Origin of the sequence: Paenibacillus sp. JJ-223 (assembly GCF_927798175.1) — a bacterium.
Taxonomy (GTDB): Bacteria; Bacillota; Bacilli; order Paenibacillales; family Paenibacillaceae; genus Paenibacillus; species Paenibacillus hubeiensis.
In genome coordinates, this window is record NZ_CAKMMP010000012.1 from 44,620 (window position 1) to 66,647 (window position 22,028).

The 22,028-nt window shown below is 53.1% G+C and carries 15 protein-coding genes; 3 read left to right on the plus strand and 12 right to left on the minus strand.

Annotated features, from left to right (window positions below):
* Positions 1 to 97: 97 nt before the first annotated feature.
* From L6H98_RS20285 to L6H98_RS20330, 10 genes are all read right to left on the minus strand, one after another.
* Positions 98 to 928 carry a carbohydrate ABC transporter permease gene (locus L6H98_RS20285; protein ID WP_236417878.1) on the minus strand — a complete coding sequence of 277 codons (831 nt, stop codon included), beginning with the start codon at positions 926 to 928 and terminating at the stop codon, positions 98 to 100.
* A complete protein-coding gene (locus L6H98_RS20290) occupies positions 921 to 1,808 on the minus strand; it encodes a sugar ABC transporter permease (RefSeq protein ID WP_236418479.1) in 888 nt (295 codons plus the stop codon). The genes L6H98_RS20285 and L6H98_RS20290 overlap by 8 nt, the downstream gene beginning before the upstream one ends.
* A 145-nt stretch (positions 1,809 to 1,953) precedes the next feature.
* The gene (locus tag L6H98_RS20295; RefSeq protein ID WP_236418482.1) at positions 1,954 to 3,243 is read right to left on the minus strand and encodes an extracellular solute-binding protein; all 1,290 of its coding nucleotides are present in this window, start codon (positions 3,241 to 3,243) and stop codon (positions 1,954 to 1,956) included.
* A 386-nt stretch (positions 3,244 to 3,629) separates the two neighbouring features.
* Complete coding sequence (locus L6H98_RS20300; RefSeq protein ID WP_236417882.1) at positions 3,630 to 5,402, minus strand: sensor histidine kinase; 1,773 nt, start codon at positions 5,400 to 5,402, stop codon at positions 3,630 to 3,632.
* An 18-nt stretch (positions 5,403 to 5,420) separates the two neighbouring features.
* Positions 5,421 to 6,974 carry a response regulator transcription factor gene (locus L6H98_RS20305; protein ID WP_236417883.1) on the minus strand — a complete coding sequence of 518 codons (1,554 nt, stop codon included), beginning with the start codon at positions 6,972 to 6,974 and terminating at the stop codon, positions 5,421 to 5,423.
* A gap of 406 nt (positions 6,975 to 7,380) precedes the next feature.
* The gene (locus L6H98_RS20310) at positions 7,381 to 10,464 is read right to left on the minus strand and encodes a X2-like carbohydrate binding domain-containing protein (RefSeq protein ID WP_236417884.1); all 3,084 of its coding nucleotides are present in this window, start codon (positions 10,462 to 10,464) and stop codon (positions 7,381 to 7,383) included.
* Positions 10,465 to 11,013: 549 nt separating this feature from the next.
* Complete coding sequence (locus L6H98_RS20315; RefSeq protein WP_236417885.1) at positions 11,014 to 11,901, minus strand: SMP-30/gluconolactonase/LRE family protein; 888 nt, start codon at positions 11,899 to 11,901, stop codon at positions 11,014 to 11,016.
* Between the two features lie 132 nt (positions 11,902 to 12,033).
* Complete coding sequence (locus L6H98_RS20320; RefSeq protein WP_236417888.1) at positions 12,034 to 12,696, minus strand: SGNH/GDSL hydrolase family protein; 663 nt, start codon at positions 12,694 to 12,696, stop codon at positions 12,034 to 12,036.
* A 57-nt stretch (positions 12,697 to 12,753) separates the two neighbouring features.
* Positions 12,754 to 13,542: an alpha/beta hydrolase gene (locus L6H98_RS20325; RefSeq protein ID WP_236417890.1), complete on the minus strand. Its 789-nt coding sequence runs from the start codon at positions 13,540 to 13,542 to the stop codon at positions 12,754 to 12,756.
* Between the two features lie 201 nt (positions 13,543 to 13,743).
* On the minus strand, positions 13,744 to 14,577 hold the full coding sequence (locus L6H98_RS20330) for an AraC family transcriptional regulator (RefSeq protein WP_236417891.1): 834 nt from the start codon (positions 14,575 to 14,577) through the stop codon (positions 13,744 to 13,746).
* Between the two features lie 131 nt (positions 14,578 to 14,708).
* Between L6H98_RS20330 and L6H98_RS20335 the strand changes: the two genes are divergently transcribed.
* From L6H98_RS20335 to L6H98_RS20345, 3 genes are all read left to right on the plus strand, one after another.
* Positions 14,709 to 16,736: a beta-galactosidase gene (locus L6H98_RS20335; RefSeq protein ID WP_236417892.1), complete on the plus strand. Its 2,028-nt coding sequence runs from the start codon at positions 14,709 to 14,711 to the stop codon at positions 16,734 to 16,736.
* Positions 16,737 to 17,140: 404 nt separating this feature from the next.
* A complete protein-coding gene (locus L6H98_RS20340) occupies positions 17,141 to 18,112 on the plus strand; it encodes a YafY family protein (protein WP_236417893.1) in 972 nt (323 codons plus the stop codon).
* 19 nt (positions 18,113 to 18,131) lie between these two features.
* Positions 18,132 to 18,815: a hypothetical protein gene (locus L6H98_RS20345; RefSeq protein WP_236417894.1), complete on the plus strand. Its 684-nt coding sequence runs from the start codon at positions 18,132 to 18,134 to the stop codon at positions 18,813 to 18,815.
* A 48-nt stretch (positions 18,816 to 18,863) separates the two neighbouring features.
* On the opposite strand, the gene L6H98_RS20350 is transcribed toward L6H98_RS20345, so the two are convergent.
* Positions 18,864 to 20,378 carry an altronate dehydratase family protein gene (locus tag L6H98_RS20350; protein ID WP_236417896.1) on the minus strand — a complete coding sequence of 505 codons (1,515 nt, stop codon included), beginning with the start codon at positions 20,376 to 20,378 and terminating at the stop codon, positions 18,864 to 18,866.
* On the minus strand, positions 20,375 to 21,895 hold the full coding sequence (locus L6H98_RS20355) for a tagaturonate reductase (RefSeq protein WP_236417897.1): 1,521 nt from the start codon (positions 21,893 to 21,895) through the stop codon (positions 20,375 to 20,377). Before L6H98_RS20355 ends, L6H98_RS20350 begins: the two co-directional genes overlap by 4 nt.
* Positions 21,896 to 22,028: the final 133 nt, after the last annotated feature.

A 22,028-nucleotide genomic window follows, 5' to 3' on the forward strand; every position in this document is an offset into this window, starting at 1 on the left:
GATAATCCTTACATGCAAACAGAAAGGCAGAGAAACGCCATAGGTGGCGTTCTCCCCTCTCTCTGCAATCTTGGAAGCGGTTGCTGCCACGATACCATTATTTCACAGACCCGACCATGCCCGCCACAAAATGTTTTTGCATCAGGAAGAACACGATGGCCGTCGGCAATGTCGCAATAACGATCGCTGTCATGATGACCCCGTAATCCGGCGCGTAGCTTGAACCCAGATTGGAGATCAGGAGCGGGATCGTTTGCTGATCCGGCGTTTGCAGCACGATGAGCGGCCATAAATAGTTGTTCCAGCTGCTCATGAACGTGATGATTGCCGCAGCGGCATAACTTGTTTTCATCGTTGGCAAATAAATTTTCAGGAAAATGCCGAGTTCGGTCAAACCGTCGATGCGTCCGGCTTCCAGCATTTCTTTCGGAAACATCTTGGTGTTTTGACGGAAGAAAAAGATCAGGAATGCCGTTGTGATGGTCGGCAAAATGACGGCCGCCATCGTGTTGATGCCGATACCCGGCGCAATGCCGGAAATGCTGGCAAACATGCGGTACAGCGGTACCATGATCGCAGCAAACGGAAGCATCATGGACAACAGCAAGATGTTGAACACGATATCCCGCGACTTGGAACGGAAGATTTCAAAACCGTATCCGGCCATGGAACCGATCAGCAAAGCCAGCACCGTCGTAACAATGGCGATAATGGCCGAGTTGCCGAGCGCCTGCAGCAGGTTTGTTTCATCCATAAGTTTGTTCAAGTTCTCGATAAAAAAGGAACCCGGCAGCAGTTTGCCCTTCGTAACGTCGACCGAAGCATTGGTGGAGCTGACAACCATCCAGAAAAACGGGAAGATCGACACAAATGCCGCAATCGTCAGGAACAGATAGATAAAGAAGCGTTTCACTTTCAATTTAGCCATTTCGGTCACCTGCCACTTTGAACTGGATAAAGGACAACACAATGATGATCAGAACGATGGAATACGATACGGTTGCCGCATATCCGAAGTCCGGCGAATATTTGAACGAAAGGTTGTAGATGTACTGGGAGATCGACATGGTGGCGTTACCCGGACCACCCTTCGTAATATTCATGATTTCGTCGAAGAGCTGCAGCGTACCGATTGTCGACGTAATCGAAGTGAACAGAATGATCGGTTTCAGCAATGGAACGGTAATTTTGAAAAATTGCGTGAAGGCATTCGCGCCGTCGATCCGGGCAGCCTCATAGATGGATTGGTCGATGTTTTGCAGCGACGACAGATAGAAAATCATGTTATATCCGGTCCAACGCCATGTAATGGCGATAATGATCGTAATTTTGGCCCAGAACGGGTCGGTAATCCATTGAATCGGTTCGCCGATGATGTGCAATCCCATCAGGAACTGGTTCACCATGCCGTCCGGTGCGAACAAATATTTGAATACCACAGAGTAAGCTACCAGCGAGGTAACACAGGGCAAGAAGATGGCCACGCGGAAAAAGCTGCGAAATTTGAGTGTGCTGTCGTTCAACAGAACGGAAATGAACAAGCCGAGAATGATCATGATCGGTACTTGAATAATCAGGTAAATAAACGTGTTGGATAGCGCTGTCCGGAACGTGGTGTCGATGAACAACCGTTTGTAGTTGCTCAGGCCCGAATATTCGAGGTTGGCACCCGCACCCGACTTAAAAGATAAGAGCAGTGCCTGAATCATCGGATAGAAATAAAACACGAGGATCCCGATGGCAGCAAGCGCGATAAAAGCCCATCCAGTCAAATTGCTTTTTTTATGGAGACTGTCTCCCGTATTCATGGCTTTCACAGTATGGCTCCTCTCTCTCCATGCAGCATGCATAAAACCCATGGAGCCTCCACCGAGGTCCGGTCGGCGGTTGGCTTGCCAGACGGTGGAACGGCTCCGATGCTTCCTTGGGTTTTATGAGTTACCGTGGATCATCTTAATTGAATTGTGCTTCTGCTTGTTTCTGCGCGTCTGCCAGAACGTCATCGATGCTTTTGCCGTTCAGGTAGTTTTGCATTTCGACAACCAGAATGTCCTCGATGCCGTAAGTGTTAATGCCGTAGTTTACGTTAGGAATTTCTGTCGTCCATTTTGCGAAGTCCGCAAAGATTTTCTGGCCGCCGAAGTATTCGTCGGCTTTGTTGAACGCTTCGCCTTCGGCAGCCGGTTTGTACGTGCCGATAGCACCGATGTTGTTAAGCAGCGTTTGATACAGGTCTTTGTCGGAACCGAAGGTTTTGCTCAGGAAATCTACGGCTTGATCTGCGCCAGGCACGTTGTTCATCACATACCAGGAACTGCCGCCCAAGTTGGAGGCATGAACCGAATTGGCTTGGCCAGCCATTTTCGGCATCGGAGCAACAGCCCATTTGCCGGATTGGGAAGCCTCTTGTTTGATGGAAGGCGTAATCCAGTTGCCTGTCGGTACGGTAGCCACATCGCCGCTGTTAAAGCCAGCTACGAATTGGCTCCAGTCGGAGTGCAGGCGCACGATGTTGGCATCCATCATTTTTTTGTACGTTTCGAATGCTTCTTTCAGAGCGGCGTTGCCAGCCAGATCCGGCGTTTTGCCATCTGCTTTGGAGTACCAGGAACCGGCGGACTGGATCATCATACGAAGGATGCCCAGATCGTTCGGGTCCAGGGACAGCATTTGTTTGCCTGTTTTGGCTTTGACGTCTTCACCGATTTTGATGTAGTCGTCCCAAGTGATGTTTTGCAAATCTTCGGCTTTGTAGCCCGCTTGCTCCAGCAAATCGGTTCTGTAGAACAGACCCGCTACGCCGGAATCGAACGGTACGCCGTATTGTTTGCCGTCCGCCGAAGTTGGCCCGAGCTTATAGTCTGCAAAATCGGATACGTTGATTGCCGAGCCGATTTCCTTGAAGGCATCCGGATAAGCGTTCAGGAAGCTGTGAGCGCGGTAGTCCTCGATCAGCACGATGTTCGGAAGTCCGTTGCTCGTTCCGGAGTTCAAGCCTGTGTTCAGCTTTTGGATAATATCCGCTTGCGCATATTCGATAATGTTGATTTTCAGATCAGGATTCTGTTTCTCGTAAGCTGTTTTGGCTTCATTCAACGCTGCAACGTTGAAGGCTTTATCCCAAGCCCAGATCGTGATTTCGTTAGCGCTCTTTCCGCCTTCGCCGCCTGATGCGTTGCCCCCTCCACCGCCAGACGAACATGCGGACAGCAGCAATACAGTAACCAGCATCAATACCCACATTTTTTTCAAACCGTTCAACTCCCCTTTAACCTCATTATGTGTAGTGATTTTTGTGTTATTTGAAAGCGTTTGCTTTCTATGCATTTATCTTATCATCCCCTTTTCGCGATTCGTTAGTAATAATTTTGTGCGGATTTGTCATCCTATCGCCTCAATGAAAGCACTTCCAGAAAACGCTTGCATTAAATTTGTTTTTTTGTAATTTCTTTTGATCTTGGAATTTGTACATCTGAAAATAGTACAAAAAAGGGTGCCCAATCCGCTGCTCGCCACTGACCTGCAAACTTCTAAAGACCAGACGCTGTTCTAAAAGCCATAAAAAAAGCCCATCTGCATGTTCTGCAAATGGGCTCCCGGCTTCCTTCTAGGCAATTAATACGTTTGGTTCAGCCGCCAATGAGCGGAAGTGTCACGGTCACTCTTGTTCCTTCTCCCGGTTTGCTCATAATGGTCACGCCGTATGGCGGTCCATACATCAGCTCGATGCGGTCATGCACGTTGCGTATGCCGATTCCGCTGAACAGCTGCCGGTTGTTTTTGGGATTGGGCAATGCTTCGCCCATCGTCAATCCTTCAATGCCGTCCCCGTTGTCCATAATCTCGCAGATCAGCGATTCCCCGTCCTTCGATACCATCACGTGAATGGTTCCGGTTTCTTTGCGGATGAAGGCATGGAAAAAGGCATTTTCGATAAAGGGCTGGATAACCAGCTTCGGCACATGGTATTGCGTGCAATCCGGAGCGATGTAGAAGGCTGCCTTGATCCGTCCGCCGTATCGCACATGATTGATGAAGACGTAGTTTTTCAACGTTTCGACTTCTTGTTCCACCGTCACGGTCTCGCTCGCATCGCTGATCGTGTTCTGCAGCAGGGAAATGAGCGCATGGATCGTCTCTGCCGCCCGGTCCTTGTTCCCTTGCTGGACCAGCACCTTCACCGAGGCCAACGTATTGTATAGAAAATGCGGATTGATTTGGCTCTGCAATGCGGCCAGCTCGGCGTTGCGCTGTTCGCGCTGGGTCTGGACCAGCTGGTCCACATAATCATGCAGCTCGTCAAGCATGTAATTGTAAGCATGGCTAAGCTGCCGGCTCTCATAACTGCCGCTTACGGGAATATAGTTATCCAGATCGCTTTTCGTGATGTTTGACATCTGTTTGACTAACCTGCGGAGCGACTTGGTCATCTGATTGGTAATCAGAAATACAAGGATAAGGGCAACCGCAACGATGGCGGCGCAAATCAGGGCAATCGCCTTCATGTTCAACAACTGACCCATCGACTCTTCCTTATCCACCACGTTGACGATATAGAATCGGTAAAAAGGCAGGTACTCGGACAACACGATGCTGTCCTGATCCATCACCCGCGCGTTGATGCCGCTGCTCAAGCCTTCATTGTATATTTTCCGGGCAAGGCTCAGCAAGTCCAGCTCCCTCGTGCCAATCCATTCTTCACGATTGGATGAAACGATCTCGCCTTTTTCGTTCAAGATGACGACGTCATTGCCCCTGCTCGTAAAACTGCCGTAAAACTGGCGGAACACACTCTCGCGCATCGTGACGTAGAGCGTACCGTAGATGCGGCCCTGAGAACGGTCCGCAAGCGCTTTGGTCGCTGAAATCATCTGCTCTGTCCCGGAACTGGTCTCTCTCGTAAAATCGTCAAAAATGATGCGATTCGGTGTGTTTGCCGCCTCACGCGTAATCGGGTGGTCCTTCAATACGTCCTTGAACATCGTATATTGCAATTGGTCCGTCGAATATGTCCGCCCATTGATACCGCCAATGGTAATGCCCACCTCGTAACTCCCGGTGATGGACTGCACCCGATCCATCGTCTCCCTCATGTTGTAGTAGGATTTGGCCATGGACAGCGAATCCCCGTCCCCTTCGGTCAAATAAGCGCGGATCGCCCCACTTTGGCTGACGTTGTTGGACACCGCCGCGATCGCATCATTGAATGATTCGAAATTGGCCTTGATTTGGCTGAGCACCTTCGAATTCGTAATGCTGAACGTTTCGGTAAACAGTTTGGTAGACATGTGAATGGTCGTATACAGAATCAGGACGGATACGAGGACGATGCTGACGACCATGACCAGGATCAGCTTCGGAAACAGGCCAAGGCGGGAAAAACCGTTCATCCATTTCTTCATAGTCCATTCCTTCTGACGTTATGCCCAAAATTTGCGACGGTATCGGCTTGGCGATTGTCCTGTGAATTTCTTGAATACTTTGCAAAAATAACTATGGTCCGAATATCCCACCATGCTGCTGATTTCGGAAATAGTGACATCCCCGTTGCGAAGAAGCTCTTCCGCCTTTTCGATCCGGATTTTGTTCAAATATTCGTTGAACCCCTCTTTTTGGTGGGAAGAAAAATAACTCGACAAATAGGATGGATTAAAGTGGAAATGCTTGGCGACGTCGGCAAGGCCGAGCGGCTGGTCATAATGCTGATGCATATACTCCAGCAGCATGCTCATATTGGGATCGCTGCGTTTTCTCCCGCCGCCTTGCAGGCATTCTTCCACTTCCAGCATGAACTTTTCGAGCACGTCCAACGCCTCGTTCAAACTGGATGCTCCGTCCACATTTTTGAAGTAGGCATACTTGCTCTCGTCAAGCGAACCGGACTGTACGTCCAGATCCGCCAGTGCGATGGTTACGTTAAAGATCAGGTTGCCCAAAAAGGACTTGATCTCGAATACGTCCGCGATGTAATCGCGTCCGAGCGACTGCGCATATTGCTTTAAATACTCCCGGGCCGCTTCCGTGCGGTTCCGTCTGACGTGCTGGACAAACATGTTTACGTTAAACTGGTAACCGGCAGGATGCAGCGCTGGCAGATCGGTTTCTACCAATATGGCCTGATGCTCATAATAAAAGCGGTATTCCAGCAGCTTCAGCAGACGATCCCGGTAAACGGCCCCCATATGCTGAATGGACGGAAAACGGTCGGTCAGCACCCAAGCAGGAGCGTTCACACCAGCCCCCGAACCCAATGCCAATTGCCTGATCTGTTTCACCAGGCTTTCGTCGAGGGACGCTTCCGTATTCAAAATGAAGACAGGCATTTCCCCTTCTGCGGGGAGGAGGGAAATCACCGCATCCGGCAAAGATTTCCGCAGTCCGGATTCTGCATATTCCCGGCCCGTCAAGGCACCGGCCTGCCGAAGCGATTCTTCGGGCCACGGACACGCAAGCAAGCGAAAAGACCCATGCGGAAACGCTTCGTTGACCACATCCAGTTCCGCATCTTCCTCCAGCGTGAACCCGGACAGCATTTTCTCCATCAAATGGCCGATTCTCCACCCTTCCTCGGCAGGCTCGAATTGCAATTCCGGAATTTTGCCCGCAGTCCGCTGCAGCACCTCCAACAACTCGTTCGTGTCCAGCTTTGGTTTCAAAATATAATCTGCGGCCCCGTGCTGAAGCGTTGAACGAACATATTCGAATTCGCTGAAGCTGCTGAGTACGATCACTTCGATCTGCGGATGATTGGCTTTCAGCGTACGCACGAATGCCTCGCCGTCCATAACCGGCATGACAATATCCGTAATAACGATGTCCGGCATCAACCTGCGGACCTGTTCAAGCGCCTCTTCGCCGTTGGAAGCCTCACCCACGATCTGAAACCCTTCGGCCTCCCAATTCATGTGATGCTTGATGCCCTGCCTTACGAGAAATTCATCGTCCACAATCAGTACCTTGCACAAACGGTTCATGATCGCGACCCCCTTATTCTAGTGTTTCCTCTATGTCTCTGCGGATACTCGTTTCTACGCTATAGAAAACCACAGATAAACCCCACCGGGCCACAGCGAGAGCAGTACCATCTTCCCTCAAGCGAACGCTTCACTTTTCCAGATTGGTGCTGCCTCCGTTTCTGTTAGCGGTTACAATATGTTCAAAATCCGATACCAAGTCGGTACATCTTGTTATATCCCAAAATATTCGTTTAAGCAATGGGATTAAGATTGGATCGAGCCGTCCGGAAGACTCTGGAGCACGGCAATCTGCATGCTCCCCTTTGCTTATTTTACAACAAGTTGTCCCAAAAAAAGAAGCCATGTTCCGCCCGGAACATCAGGCGTTTCATGACTTCTTCCAACCTTCTCCTACGGATGACGGTTAGGGCTCAATCCCCCACTGCAGCGTGCCGGACACATATCCCGTTACTTTGGACCAGTTTTCATAGGCGGTCCTCCCTGCGGCAAACGAATAATCGTCCGTCTGCGTAAAGTTCGTCCAATCGGTTTTGGAGAACCGGACCTGAATTTCGGTGCTTTGCCCTGCGGCCAATGTGCCTGCCGAAGGGGCAAAGCCGATTTCCAGGACATGATCCGCACCGTTCACAGCCGCAGGCAGTGCACTGAACGTGCCCGTCACATTTGCGCTTCCCGCCGTGGCCCAGTCACAGAAGAAGTTCAGCGGCTTTTCGCCATCGATGGTGTAATAATAACGGATATTTACGTCCGCCAGCTGGAGCGGGCCCGTTCCGGTGTTGGTCAGTTTAAACTTCGGGTTGACCGAATTGGCGGTGGCGGCCGTTGTTCCATTGTACATTTCGATTCGAATGCTTCCTTCAGGCAGAGGAACCTGGGTAGTATCCTTGACGGTTACACTCAGCGTGGCGTCGTTGCCTGCGCTAAACTGGAAAACGAGCGATTGCACGCCTTTAGACAGCGTCGCAAGATACGTTTTGCTCAACACCACCTGGTTTCCGGACAACGTATAATCCGATCCTTGCACTAACACATGATTGCCGTTTCGGATCGAAGCCAGCGTATTCCCGTTCAAGGTAAGCGCTACGGGAATGTCGGCCTGCTTGTCTGCGTTAATGTCAAATTCGGCGGTTTGGGGCGATATGCCGGAATGGGACACCGGCGGCGTTCCTCCGCCGTTGTTTCCGCCTACAGGATCGGCATACAAAATGCCCCGGCCGTTGGTGCCCAGATACACTCTGCCATAAATGCGCGGATCACCCGTAATCGTGGTTACCCGGGCGTACTGATGCGCGTCGTCATTGATGCGCACCCAGCTTGCTCCGCCGTCGTCCGACCTGAAAAACCCGCGCGTTCCGTCAATCTGGGCACCGGCATACAGCGCAACGGAATTCCGGCCAGGCGCGGCTTTGCCGAACCCGATGCTGTCGGCTTCCTCAACGTTGGATAGCTTCACGAAGCTCGCTCCCGAGTCGGTCGAATGCCATAGCCCATACGGACCACCGTCTTCGTTACCTCCGGCAAACCAGAGTTCGCCTTCCACCCCGGGAACGGCATCCAGATCGGCATTGCCATCAACCGGCAAGCCCGCTGCCGCCGTTTGGCTGAACACGGCTCCACCGTTTACGCTGACATAGATTTTTCCGGCAGCGAAGCCGTAAAACTTGTTGGGGTTCACCCGATCGGAAATCACTTTGGCCTGTGCGGGAATACCTGTGCTCGCCGTCCATGAATTCCCGCCCGTTGACGAATAATGGACTCCCTTGTCGGACGTGCTCCATACCAGCTTGCTGCCGTCGGCCGAAATGGCCACGGTGCCGCCGCCTGCCGTGCCGGCCGGTTCGGCGTTCGCTTTGTACCAATTCGTTCCTCCGTCGGAGGACAAGCCGATGGATTTGGCATTCGGGTCTGCCGCATAATCCGCTTTCCCTACCCGAACCATGGTGCTTGGATTCAGCTCGGCAAAATCCAGGCTTTCGGTCGAAGCATAGTTGGGGCTGGAGAACATCTTCGCCGGCGGCTGGTCCAGATCATCGTGACGGAAGCCGTTAACGTCGCCTAAGCCGCTCACGAGATGGGCTCCGCTCGGCGGGCTGACCAGGTCAAGGACGGCCATTTCTTCTACTCCCTTGGCCATGACCGAAATGTCGATCTTTTCATTATTGTCCCAGTTCGTCAAATTGTTCGTACCGTAGATCGTGGCTCCCGTGCCGTACATCATGCGGTCAGAATCAAAGGGGTCAATCTCCAGATCGCCGATCATCCATCCCAGCTTCGGCGATACTTCCGGCGGTGCCGGAGTCGTGCCGAACGTCAGCCAAGGTGCTGCAGATATATTCTGGGCATAACGGAACTTGCGGTTCGGATAACCGTCGAATTCCCAGATGCGGGTCCATGTCGTTCCGCCGTCCTTGCTGCGGAACAAAATGGCGTCCGGCCACCATGAATTCAGCGTCGCAACCATCAGCGTGCCCGGCTCTTGGGCATCCACGGCCAGCCCGCCGTACCCGAAATAATTGTCCGCGCTGCTGCTCGGTATGGGACTGATGTTGGTCCAGGCTCCCGTGGATGTGTTCAGTTTCCATACATCTCCCTTGGTTCCGTCATACGGGCCAACGCCGTTGCTGTAGGTGATATACAGGCTTCCATCCGCATCAAGCACGCCATGATGCGGCAAGTACCCCGTCGGCTGTCCTGGCACCGCCGTCCAAGTCGCCCCGCCGTCCGTGCTGCGATAGATGCTCTGTGCCGTATCTGCAACACCGACATAGATCGTTTGGGTTGCTTGACCGGCATGGCCGGATGACTTGTCGAACGTAATCCACGCGAGGCCGACGATGTCGCTTTGATATTCGTTCGCAGGATCCTGAACATAAGTACCCGGATTGGGAAAGCTCGTTACTTTGCTCCAGGTTGTCCCATAATCCGAGCTTTTCCATAACCCGTTGCCGCTGCGAGCGCCGAAATAAAGGATGCGATTGTCGTTCGGATCAACGACCAAACGTTCTCCCATGGATCGGCCCGGCATGTTGCCGCCCACCTTAAACGGCAAGGTTGTCGTCTGCCACGTATTGCCCCGATCCGTCGAGCGTAAAATCGACCCGTTGTTTTTGTCCCAGGAGTTCGTGTACGTACCCACTGCCAAATACACGCGATCCGGATCGACGGGATCGGTAGCCAGCGCATCCACACCGTTTTTGTTCCAGTCGTCCCATCCGACGAAATCGGTTAGCGGAATCCAGCTCTCATTTTCGGGATTCCAACGGTAAGCGCCCCCGATATCCGTCCGTGCATAGATAAGGTCCTTCTCGGATTCATTGAAAATGATGCCAGGCACAAATCCGCCGCCCGCACCGGTCACTACGCTTTTCCACGTATACGGCTCACTCGGGGCAGCAGATGTCATTTCAGGCAATGCAGCAAAGGAGCCGGCAGCCAAGGCTACCGCCAAACCTGCCATCCGCAGTTTTTTTCCTAAAAACGTTTTCATTACATTCAGCCTCCTCTACGTTATATTCCAAGCCGATCGTTCATTGGCAATCCAATCTCTCCCAACCTACCGAACCAGGAAGATTCATGCACGTTCTGAAACGGATATGGCAATGTTCCGTAACTGTCAGTCCTCACCTCCATTCCAATGGATTCTCGATTCGTTAAGCGCTTTCATAATCTTGTGTTCGATGACTGAATATGGATATTTTTCTCAATAAATAACATTCGATGGAAATCTTCTTTTACCTTCTGCCTTATTGCCGTAATTCAACATTTTTTTGGCCACCCGCCATTGACTGATGGTCCGCGCAGCTTTTTCCGTCGATTGGCAATCGCACAACTCATACGCATGGAACTAAAGGCGATGCTCTTCTCACCCAAACCAAAAAAAATAGACTGAACAGCAAATGCTGGTCAGCCTATTCAGATCCAGGACATCATGGTTGTCGCCATGCTAAACCCGGTCTGCTTCCATCCCGCGTTACGCGGTGATCATTCTGTGTTCCGCGGTATCGGTACAAGCCATTCCATCAGGGGCAACTCCATCTTACGCTCCATTCCGTTTGCCGTATGCATGTGTTTCCTGCCCCTTAACGCCTGGCCGAACAACAAAGACGGAGCCTGCATCCGGCGTTTCTTGCAGCCGTTCCTCACGAATTCCGGTTCGGGCAGTCGTTATGTACAGGTCTTCGAGGTTTTCTCCGCCGAAACAGCAGGAGGTCACTTGGTCCGCTGGCACATCGATTCGCTGCAGAAGTTCTCCCGTGTCCGGATTCCAGCGGGTCACGCAGCCTCCGCCCCAATGGGCTACCCATAACATGCCTTCGGCGTCCACGGTCATGCCATCCGGGAACCCCAATGCTTCCGGCACCTCGATGAGGGTTGTCCGGTTCCTTAACGTCCCGCTCGTCAGGTCGAAATCAAAACGATCGATGCAACGCGTCGGCGTATCGATATAATACATCGCCGTCCGATCCGTGCTCCAACCGAGCCCATTGGAAGTCGAGACTCCCTTCACCCATGTGCGTACAGGCTGGCCTTCTTCCAGACAATACAATGCACCTGTTCCGCTTTCGTTTCGCATGCTCATCGTGCCTGCCCAGAAGCGGCCGTGAGCATCGCATTTGCCATCATTGAAGCGGTTTCCATCCAATCCCTGCTCGGGATCTTCAATGAGCTGCAATCGGCCTGTGCGCAAATGAAACGCATGGAACCCGCTGCGCAGCGCCACCATAACCTCGTCGCCTTGATAAGGAACCACCGCGCCGACATGCTGTCCTACGTCGAATGCCTCGTCCAGTCCTGTAGCCGGGTCATACGCATGCACCTTGAAGCCTTCGATATCCACCCATAACAAACGGCCGTTCTCCGCGTCCCAGCTCGGACCTTCGCCCAACAAGGCCGGTACTCGTATTGCAACGTTCACGTTACTCATGCAATCACGTCCTTTTGGATATTGTTGAATTTGCCAGATATGCTTGGGGATGAAACCAGCGCAGCATGGCGAGCAAACATTGCCGCGGCAAATCGCCGGCTGCCCGACAACGCCTCGCTTCGTTCATTGTTGTTACGCTTTCGGCGCGCCCGACCATTCGAAACCGATCCCATCCAAAAATGCCTTGGACAAAATCATGTGTCCCGTCGCATCCGGATGAACCCGGTCATGCGTGAGCACCGACGTGTAGAAATGGTCCCAGAACGGCGCAAACGCAGCCTGCGTGTCCACGAATACGGCGTCGTATTCGCTCGCGATCCGGCGAACGGCCTCTCCGTAAAGATCCATCGTTGCCCGCATCGGATCTTCCGGATTGGCTTCCAGGTAATACGGTGTCATGAGCACAAGCCCCTTCAAAGACGGACGTACGGATGCAACAAGCTCGCGCAGCGTGTTTTCGTACTCCTCCAGGAAGACATGCGGTTCATCGGATATCGGATGGTCGAACTGGCGCCAAACGTCGTTAATGCCGATCATGATGGACAACCAGTCCGGCTTCAGGTCCAGGACGTCGCGGTCCCAACGGTGCTTCAAGTCGCGTACCGTATTTCCGCTCGTTCCCACGTTCCGAACACGCAGCATCAATTCCGGATAGATGGAGCGCAGCAGTGCGTAAACCTGGGCCACATAACCGTGACCGAGTCCATGGCTGCCCTCTCCTACCGGATGCTGGCGGCCGCAATCCGTGATGGAATCGCCGATAAAAAGCAATGTATCGTTTTTTTGCAGTTTCATTTTGACATCTCCTTCGCGCCCATGGCATTCATAAAGGTGCAAGCCTGTCCGGCAGCATTACCAGCCTTGGTTTTTAAGCCAAGTCAGGCACAGGTCCGCCCATACGCGGACAGCAGGCATGTCATCGGCAAGCCCCAGGCCGTGAGAGCCTTTTTCAAAGACATGCAGTTCATACGGAATCCCGTGCTCCGCAAGAGCCAGAGCGAAACGCAAACTGTTCTCTGCCGGAACAAGCCCATCTTCGCTGGTATGCCACAGGAAAGCTGGCGGAGCATCGGCCTTAACCTGTTTTTCCGCGCTGTACGCCGTAATCAATGCTTCGGATGCATCCGCTCCAAGAAGGTTTTCCCGCGATCCGGCGTGGCCGTAATGGCCCATGGTGATGACCGGATAGCAAAGAATGATGCGGTCCGGACGGGAGCTCACACGCTCCACCGGATCTTCATGGTCCGGTTGCCCCGGATCGTAAGCCGTTCCAAGCATGGCCGTCAAATGTCCTCCGGCCGAGAAGCCGAGCACGGCAATTTTGGAAGGATCGATGCCGTACTGATCCGCATGTGCGCGGACGTGGCGAATCGCGCGTTGTCCATCGCTCAGCGGTGCCGGCTGCTGATGCGGAGCAACGCGGTATTTCAGTACAAATGCGCTGATTCCTGCACGATTCAGAAGTTCGGCGATCGGTGCGCCTTCATGGTCGGCCAGAAAGCCGTAACCTCCTCCGGGGCACACGATGACAGCGCTATCGGACCCAGGCTGGATAAACGGAATCAAATGCGGCATTTCCTCTTCGCGACCCTGGGCCGCATGCGGCGCAGCGCCATCCCACAATGGTATCGTCTGTGTCAAATCAATCATCCTCTCTTCTGCTAACGGACGCTAAGCGTCCGCCTGCGCTTCTCCCATTTCCAAAGAATCGATATCATCATAACGGCAATGACAGCCGTGTAGCAATATCAGACTGGCATGAGTGTTGTTCACTTTGTAACAGCTTACAGGAAAATCGGCCCTCTCGACAATCCCCCTTCTCACACCCATACCCGTAGCATATCAGTACAACGTTCGAAACTGCTCCGGGGTTACTCCTTCGATGCGCCGGAACGTTGCCACGAAATGGCTGACATCCCGAAACCCCACTTTCGCCGCCGTTTCCTTGATGGTCAGCTTGGTATCACCCGTCAACCATTCTTTCGATTTGCGGATGCGGAGCAGGATGAAATAGCTGTACGCGGTCATGCCGAAGGATTGTTTGAACAGCGTATTCAGATGCCTTGGCGAAATGCCCGGAATCGCCGCCATCTGTTCCAGCCCGATGTCGGGATCGGCATAGTGCTGCTCCATGAATGCGATCAGCGGGGCCAGCCGTTCCACCGCATGCGAGATCGATGAGCGGCTGCCGGTCATGCCGTGTTTTTTGAGCAAAATCAAAAATCGGTACATGTCCGCCGACGCCTCCAGCCCGGACAAATCCTGGTCGCTGCCGATGGACGCCAGCACCTCCCGTCCGTAGTGCTCCAGCGGGCTGTTCAGCTCCCACTGATGCAGCGCCGGTTCGCCCAGGCCCAGCGCCTCCGTGATCGCTGGGCACTGGGAGCCGCTGAACGTGATGTACAGCGTCTCCCATCGTCCCTGAGACCGCACGTATTCATGAGGAACGTTGGGCGGGAGAAGAATGCCCGAACCTTCCGCCAGAACGACCGTAGAACCCGCAAACTTGAATTTGCCTGCCCCTTTCACCGTCTGAAGCCAATGGTAGCAAGGATATCCGGCAGGCCTTGTCACATTTTCCTGGTTGCCATTGTAACCGATACTCTCAATGTATAAGGGCAAGGGCTGGTCCCTTGACGTCATGAAATACCGCTGATGCTGCGGTGAAATCAACATATGGTGCCTCCTCTCGGTTCGCCCTCGGAATTGTATTTCCATATTCTTATATCCTTCAATACTTTTCTTATATTTTAATAGTTTTAGGATTCAAATAATATAGAATTATTCTTATACAAGAGGTGGGCATCATGATCAGCGGCAAACTGCCTAAAATTTTCTATGGCGGTGACTACAATCCCGAACAGTGGGACCACGAGACACATTTGGAAGACCTGCGCATGTTCAATCTGGCCGGCATCGACATCGCCACGGTCAACGTATTTTCCTGGGCATTGATTCAGCCTGACGAGGTGACCTACGATTTCGAGGGCCTTGACCGGATCATTAACAGCCTGTATGAAAAAGGCATATATATTTGCCTGGCTACAAGCACTGCGGCACACCCGGCATGGATGGCCAAACGTTACCCCGACGTGCTGCGCGTGGATGCGGATGGACGCAAGCGCAAATTCGGCGGACGACACAACTCCTGCCCGAACAGCCCCACGTACCGCAAATATTCCGAGAAAATCGCGGACAAACTGGCCGAGCGTTACAAGGATCATCCCGCCGTGCTCGTATGGCATGTCTCCAACGAATACGGCGGCGACTGCTACTGCGACAACTGCGAGAAGGCGTTCCGCGTATGGCTGAAGCAGCGTTATTCCACCCTGGACCATCTGAACAAAGCCTGGAACACCAACTTCTGGGGCCATACGTTCTATGATTGGGACGAAATCGTGCTGCCAAGCAATCTGAGCGAGCATTGGGGCGAGAATAACTCTACGTTCCAGGGCATCTCGCTGGATTATTCGCGTTTTAACTCCGACAGCATGCTTGACTGTTATCGCTTGGAATACGACGCCATCAAGAAACATGTACCGGATTCCGTCGTTACGACCAATCTGATGGGCTTTTTCAAACAGCTCGATTATTTCAAGTGGGCAAAATACATGGATATCGTATCCTGGGACAGCTATCCCGGCCTGGCCACGCCGGTCAGCTTCACGGCCATGGCCCATGACCTGATGCGCGGCCTGAAGGACGGCCAGCCGTTCATGCTGATGGAGCAGACGCCAAGCCAGCAGAACTGGCAGCCGTACAACTCCCTGAAACGCCCCGGCGTCATGCGCCTGTGGAGTTATCAGACGGTAGCCCACGGCGCGGATACGATCATGTTCTTCCAGCTTCGCCGTTCGATTGGAGCCTGCGAGAAATATCACGGCGCAGTCATTGAACACGTCGGTCACGAGAACACGCGCGTATTCCGCGAGGTTTCACAGCTGGGGCAGGAACTGCAGATGCTGGGCGACACCACTTTGGATGCCACCGTCGAGTCCAAAGTGGCCATCGTATTCGACTGGGACAACTGGTGGGCTATCGAAAAATCAAGCGGACCTACCGTTGCGCTAAAATACGTCGACCAGATCCACAAATACTATGCGGCCTTCTTCCGCCGCAACATCCAGGTGGACATCGTCAGCGTCGACGCTGACCTCGGCAAATACGACATCGTGCTTGCCCCGGTGCTCTATATGGTCAAGCCGGGTTTTGCCGAAAAGCTGGAACGGTTCGTGGCTGCCGGTGGCACATTCCTGACCACGTTCTTCAGCGGCATCGTGAACGAGCACGATCTCGTAACCACCGGAGGTTACCCGGGCGAGCTGCGCAAGCTGCTTGGCATCTGGGTCGAAGAAATCGACGCACTGCTGCCTGAGCAGAAAAACCGCATCGTCGTCGAGGCCGCTTCCGGCCTGCTGCAAGAGGAATATGAATGCGGCATGCTGTGCGATTTGCTGCACAGCGAAGGTGCCGACATCATCGCCAGGTACGGCGACGATTTCTATGCAGGCATGCCTGCCGTTACCCGCAACACCTTTGGCAAAGGAGAGGCATGGTACGTAGCTACGGATCCGGAGGAACGTTTCCTGGATGCATTGCTGGGCAAAATAGCCGCGGACAATAACGTTGAATCCTTGTTGGAGACCCCGGACGGCGTTGAGGTTAGTGCCCGTACTAAAGACGGCAAATCGTTCTTGTTTGTCATGAATCATAATGCTTCCCTGCAGACCTACGATCTCGGCGAAGAAACGGCTTATGAGCTGCTGACGAAACGCAAGCTTTCCGGCAAGGTCGAAATTGCCGGTCGTGACGTACATTTGCTGCAAAGGGGATAAACCCGGTGGATAAGATACAAACTGTTACAATCCGGCCCTTTGGATCCGAGTAATCCTGCCAACTAATCTGGTTTTCGCTCCTCCTGTTTCATAAGAAAGGGGATTTATATCTGCAATCCGCTACTTTCCGTATCCGTTTAGACGGATACGGTTTTTTTTACCAGCAGAGCCGACCGGCAAGTCAGAAGGAAAAAAGTTCTCCCGAAGCGAATTGGACGAGACAACACTTATCGCCACCTGCCGGAAAGCGTTTAAATACCTGACGATTCCAAGAATCATTGCATTTTTAAACAAAAGCCTTGTCCCATTAGTGACATGCAAGCTGTCACTGATCTGCTGTTACAATGGCTTTGCACCATCATCCTTTCCGGCGGCGGCGCAACCCTCGAAACGGAGTGGCTGACATGAACAAGATAAACCGGCTGGCTGCCATTGTGATGGCATTGCAGCAAGGTCATGAAACGGCGCATTCATTGGCAGAAAAATTTGAAGTGTCCCGCCGTACCATTTTGCGTGATATTCAGTCCCTGTCAGAAATGAATGTGCCCATTATCGCCATTTCCGGCCCGGGGGGCGGCTTCAGGCTCATGGACGGTTATGTGCTTCCCCCATTGCAATTGGACCCGGACGAAGCCGCTACGCTTATATTTGCGCTTGAAGGACTGAGTCATTATGCAGACACTCCTTTTCAGGAAAAACGCTGGACGCTGATCGATAAAATCAAGAGCATTATCCCGGACGAGGTCATGAATCGGATCCATCCGATGCTCAAACAACTGCAGCATCATGTACCGCAACGCCAGTACAGCCTTCAGCATCTGGAGCCCCTTCTTGCCTGCATCCCCGAGCAAGGCTGGCTATCCATTCTTTATCGCTCTGCCTCACGCCAGCGCTGGCTGCAGATCCATCCGAAACGTTTATATGCTTCTGCCGGCTTTTGGTACTGCGATGCCTATTCCGAGGAACATGGAGAAGTTCGTCTGTTCCGGGTCGACCGCATCATGGAAGCCCGCAGCATCGAAAAGAGCAAATGGCCGCAATTGAACGAATCGGTTCGCGAACACCTGGCCCTGGCGCGTCCGCCAGAAGGACTGGACATTCCCATTCGGGCCCACTTGAGCTATAGAGCCATGATTGAAGCCGAGCAGGACGAACATATCGGCGAACGCATGACGGAAATCACTCCGGATCTATGGGAACTCGCGTTTCACTGCCCTCCCTCGGAATGGGACTGGGCCGTTCGTTTCTTTTACCGCCTGGGCAGGGAAGCCGAAGTGCTGGAGCCGGAAAAACTTCGGGAGGAGATCAAGCGTCAGGCCGAGGAGGTTTGCTGCATGTACCAATCTTCCAGCCGGAGTGGATGTACATCCCCTTAATGAGGAGAATGACGAAATCATGATCAATGAACCATTGGTAACGTTTGAGGAAGCTGTTTTACGAATCGCACAGGCCGGCATATTGCCGCTGGCTCCGCTTTTTCCCGAATACCCGTCCCTATCCTCGTTGACGCCCAAGGAAAACTGGCACCGGGACACAGAGCTCGACCCCTGGTTATGGCGCTCCAGACTGGCGGAGGAAGGCATTGCGGCTTACGGAAAATTCGTGAAAAAGAAAGCCGTACTGGTCTCCCGTGAATGTTTTCCCTGGTTTCATCGCATACTGGCCGGCACCGATTCCGTCACAGAGCAGTATGATGCCGGTAAGTTATCCCGCGAAGCGCTGAGGCTCTACGAATTGATCGAAAACAAAGAGGGGATCGATGGCAGGACATTGAGGTCGCAAGCAAACTTGCGGGCCAAAGAAGACAAAAAAGCGTTCGATCAAGGGCTGCTTGACCTTCAAAGCAAAACAGCCATCGTCATCAGCGGCACCAAGGAAAAGGAAGGGCTTGCCGAAGGCAAAGCTGCCTGGAACAGCTCGGCTTACGAAACAACCCGGCACTGGATGGAGCGGCAGGGGATCAAGCCTTTCGAAGGCAGTATAGATGAAGCACGTTCCCTGCTGCTCTGCAAGCTTGAAGCCCATACTTCACCGGCGGCCCTCTCGAAAATGAAAAAAGCCTTGATCGACGTCGTTTAATGCAGACGAAATCCCGGAGCAGCCTTGCCTGCCCCGGGTTTTTTTGATTTAGAGTATGACGCCGTCCTTAAAGATGGCAATTTCGCGAAATCCATGCTGCTCGCTCAGCGTTTGCCTTCTGCCTGAGGCGATGTCGATCAGTTGGCTGAACAGCTGCACTTTTACGTCCTCCATCGTTCCTCCTTCCAGCAGTTGGCCTGCATTGAAGTCGATCCAATGCTTTTTGCGGTTCGCCAGGTCGGACTGGGTCGCGATTTTGACGGTCGGCACCGGTCCTCCGAACGGCGTTCCGCGTCCTGTCGTAAACAGCACGATATGGGCGCCGGCAGCGGATAATGCGGTAACCGACACCAGATCGTTTCCTGGAGCCTCCACGATGTTGAGGCCGGGGCGGGTCACACGTTTGCCGTATCGCAGCACATCCACGACGGAGGAAAGTCCTCCCTTTTGGGTACAGCCGAGCGATTTCTCTTCAAGGGTCGTGATGCCTCCGGCTTTGTTTCCCGGTGAAGGATTTTCGTAAATGTTCTGGCCGTGATTGACGAAATACTGCTTGAAGCCGTTGACCAGGTCTACCAGATCATGAAAGACCCCTTCATTCGAAGCCCGGTTCATGAGGATCGTCTCGGCCCCGAACATTTCCGGCACCTCTGTCAAAATCGCGGTTCCGCCGGCAGCGACGAGCAGATCGGACACCGCCCCGACGAGCGGATTCGCCGTAATGCCCGACAAGCCGTCAGATCCGCCGCATTTGAGCCCGATCTTGAGCTTGCTCAGCGGCAAGGGCTGACGCTTGGCCTGCTCGGCCATTTCAACCAGTTCCTCCATTAAACGCAAACCTTCATCCAGTTCGTCATCGGCTTCCTGCGCCTTCAGGAAACGAACCTTTTCCCGATATTCGGGGGCGATGCATTCGCGAAATTCATCAACCTGGTTGTTCTCGCAGCCCAGCCCGATCACGAGCACGCCTCCTGCATTGGGATGCTCCACCAGGGAGGCGAGCAACTGCTGCGTGTATTTCAGGTCATCGCCCAGCTGCGAGCAGCCGAAAGGATGCGGAAAATGATAGACTCCGTCCACGCGGCTCCCGAACTGTGCCTGGCCCATGCGAGACAATGCTTCGCACACTTTATTGATGCAGCCCACCGTATTGATGATCCAAATTTCGTTCCGTATGCCCGCTTCCCCGTTGGGGCGCAAATATCCGTCAAAGGTAAGCAAGCGTTCGGGAGGCATTTCCAGTTGGGCAGCCTGTCCGGGCCGGTATTCGTATTCCAGCAAACCGTGCAGCCCTGTCTTCAGATTATGGGTATGAATCCAGCTTCCCGGCTCGATGCGCTCTTTGGCTACCCCGATGGAAAAACCGTACTTGAATACGTCCTCCCCCGGAGAAATTTCGCGAACGGCAATTTTATGCCCCTTGGGCACCTCGTCAAGCAGTTCCAGCGAAACGCCTTCAGCGAGTTCAACCTTTTCTCCTTTGGCAAAATCGCGCAGCGCGATAATGACGTCATCCTGCGGCTGAATGGCAATCCATTCCTTGGTCGTGCTCGTCGTATTCATGCCTTAACCCCTTCCAACAGTAACATTTCTTCAACGATCGCCTCGCGCAAGCCATCGCGTTCATCCAAATTCTCGCCCCATAGTTCCGGGTCGGACAGGAGGGCTCCTACCCGCAAGTTCAACTGCTGCTTTCGATCACTCCCCAAAGCATCGTACCCTTCCCAATGTGACGCGAACGAGGCCAATGCACCTGGATCATCCCTCAATGCGACAGGTTCGCCGTTCAGACGCTGTCCTTGATATCCATCCGGTGTAGGCACCGCCCGATATAAAAGCAGCATCGCCGCAAACCCGCGGATCAACCGGGCGGGCCAGACTCCCTGATTCTTTTCGTAAGACAACAAGGTAGGCAAAACGCGCACCTTGAACTTGCCCACCATATTTAACGCAATATCCTGCAGTTTATGATGGATATATGGATTGAGAAACCGTTCGAACACCTCTTCGGCATATTCGTCCAGATTCTGCTCCGGCATGTTCAATGCCGGCACGATGTCCTGATGCACCGTTTCCTTGATCCACGGTCCGATCCGCGGGTCCTCCATCGCTTCCCTGACGTGCTCTACGCCATGCAGGATGCCAAGGGACGACATCAACGTGTGCGCACCGTTCAGAATGCGAACTTTGCGCAGCTGGAACGGTTTCAGATCCTTGACCCAATGAACGTTCAGCCCCACCTGTTTTAATGGAAGCCGTTTGTCCAAGGCTTCTTCCCCTTGAATGGCCCATAAATGATACGGTTCGGCCGTGTTGATCAACTGATCCTCGTAACCCCAGCGATCCGTTAACAAGTCCGCCTCTTCCCTGGAGGGAGCCCCGGTCACGATCCGGTCCACAAGATTGTTCAAAAACCGGTTGCACTCCTTGACCCATGTACGGAAATCCTCGGAAAATCCGAAATCCTCGCTGTGCCGGAGCACGCAATCCCGCAGCACGTCCCCGTTGCCTTCGAGCAGTTCGCACGGCAGATGAAGCAGCCCCCGGGAAGGGTCGCCCGCGAATCGTTCATAGCGGCGATGGAGAAAGACCGTCAGTTTGCCCGGATAAGAAAGCACGGGTTCCCCGGGCGTGTACTCGGATGGCACGTATTTCAATCCCGATTCGGTTGTGTTCGAAATGACGAACTCCAGAGACGGCAGTTCCGCAAGCTCCAGAAACTCCTGCCATTCTTCATAAGGGTTCAGGCAGCGGGCAAAGATTGAAATCATCTCCGCGCGCTCCACGGGTTCGCCCTGGGATAACCCCCGTGTGATCATCGTGTACAACCCATCCTGTTCACGGATTTGCTCCAGCTTGGCTTTGCCGCCCGGACGCGGCTGGGTAACGACCACGCTTCCGTGGAATTTCCCCTGCCTTGCGCTCTCGTGCAGCATCCAATCCGCGAATCCGCGCAAAAAATTGCCCTCCCCGATTTGCAATACCTTAACGGGACGCTCCATCATTTCCTTACACTTGCGTTGTCCATCATTGCCCAACAGATTCAGCTTCAGCTTGGGTCGTTTGGTGCTCGCCGACATGAACACTCACCTCATTGATTAATGGTCTTACAACAACGCGTTGTAAACGCTTTAAATTCATTGTATCATCATTAAAAGGAATTTAAATTGCTTATATTGCGATAAATATACTCTTTCATGATCTATTGTGCGT

Excerpts from the sequence above, each read along its gene's own strand:
- L6H98_RS20340 (WP_236417893.1), top strand. The coding sequence starts at position 17,141 with ATGAACAAGATAAACCGGCTGGCTGCCATTGTGATGGCATTGCAGCAA.
- L6H98_RS20355 (WP_236417897.1), bottom strand. The coding sequence starts at position 21,895 with ATGTCGGCGAGCACCAAACGACCCAAGCTGAAGCTGAATCTGTTGGGC.
- L6H98_RS20310 (WP_236417884.1), bottom strand. The coding sequence starts at position 10,464 with ATGAAAACGTTTTTAGGAAAAAAACTGCGGATGGCAGGTTTGGCGGTA.
- L6H98_RS20345 (WP_236417894.1), top strand. The coding sequence starts at position 18,132 with ATGATCAATGAACCATTGGTAACGTTTGAGGAAGCTGTTTTACGAATC.
- L6H98_RS20285 (WP_236417878.1), bottom strand. The coding sequence starts at position 928 with ATGGCTAAATTGAAAGTGAAACGCTTCTTTATCTATCTGTTCCTGACG.
- L6H98_RS20305 (WP_236417883.1), bottom strand. The coding sequence starts at position 6,974 with ATGAACCGTTTGTGCAAGGTACTGATTGTGGACGATGAATTTCTCGTA.
- L6H98_RS20290 (WP_236418479.1), bottom strand. The coding sequence starts at position 1,808 with ATGAATACGGGAGACAGTCTCCATAAAAAAAGCAATTTGACTGGATGG.
- L6H98_RS20320 (WP_236417888.1), bottom strand. The coding sequence starts at position 12,696 with ATGAAACTGCAAAAAAACGATACATTGCTTTTTATCGGCGATTCCATC.
- L6H98_RS20300 (WP_236417882.1), bottom strand. The coding sequence starts at position 5,402 with ATGAAGAAATGGATGAACGGTTTTTCCCGCCTTGGCCTGTTTCCGAAG.
- L6H98_RS20315 (WP_236417885.1), bottom strand. The coding sequence starts at position 11,901 with ATGAGTAACGTGAACGTTGCAATACGAGTACCGGCCTTGTTGGGCGAA.
- L6H98_RS20350 (WP_236417896.1), bottom strand. The coding sequence starts at position 20,378 with ATGAATACGACGAGCACGACCAAGGAATGGATTGCCATTCAGCCGCAG.
- L6H98_RS20295 (WP_236418482.1), bottom strand. The coding sequence starts at position 3,243 with ATGTGGGTATTGATGCTGGTTACTGTATTGCTGCTGTCCGCATGTTCG.
- L6H98_RS20330 (WP_236417891.1), bottom strand. The coding sequence starts at position 14,577 with ATGTTGATTTCACCGCAGCATCAGCGGTATTTCATGACGTCAAGGGAC.
- L6H98_RS20335 (WP_236417892.1), top strand. The coding sequence starts at position 14,709 with ATGATCAGCGGCAAACTGCCTAAAATTTTCTATGGCGGTGACTACAAT.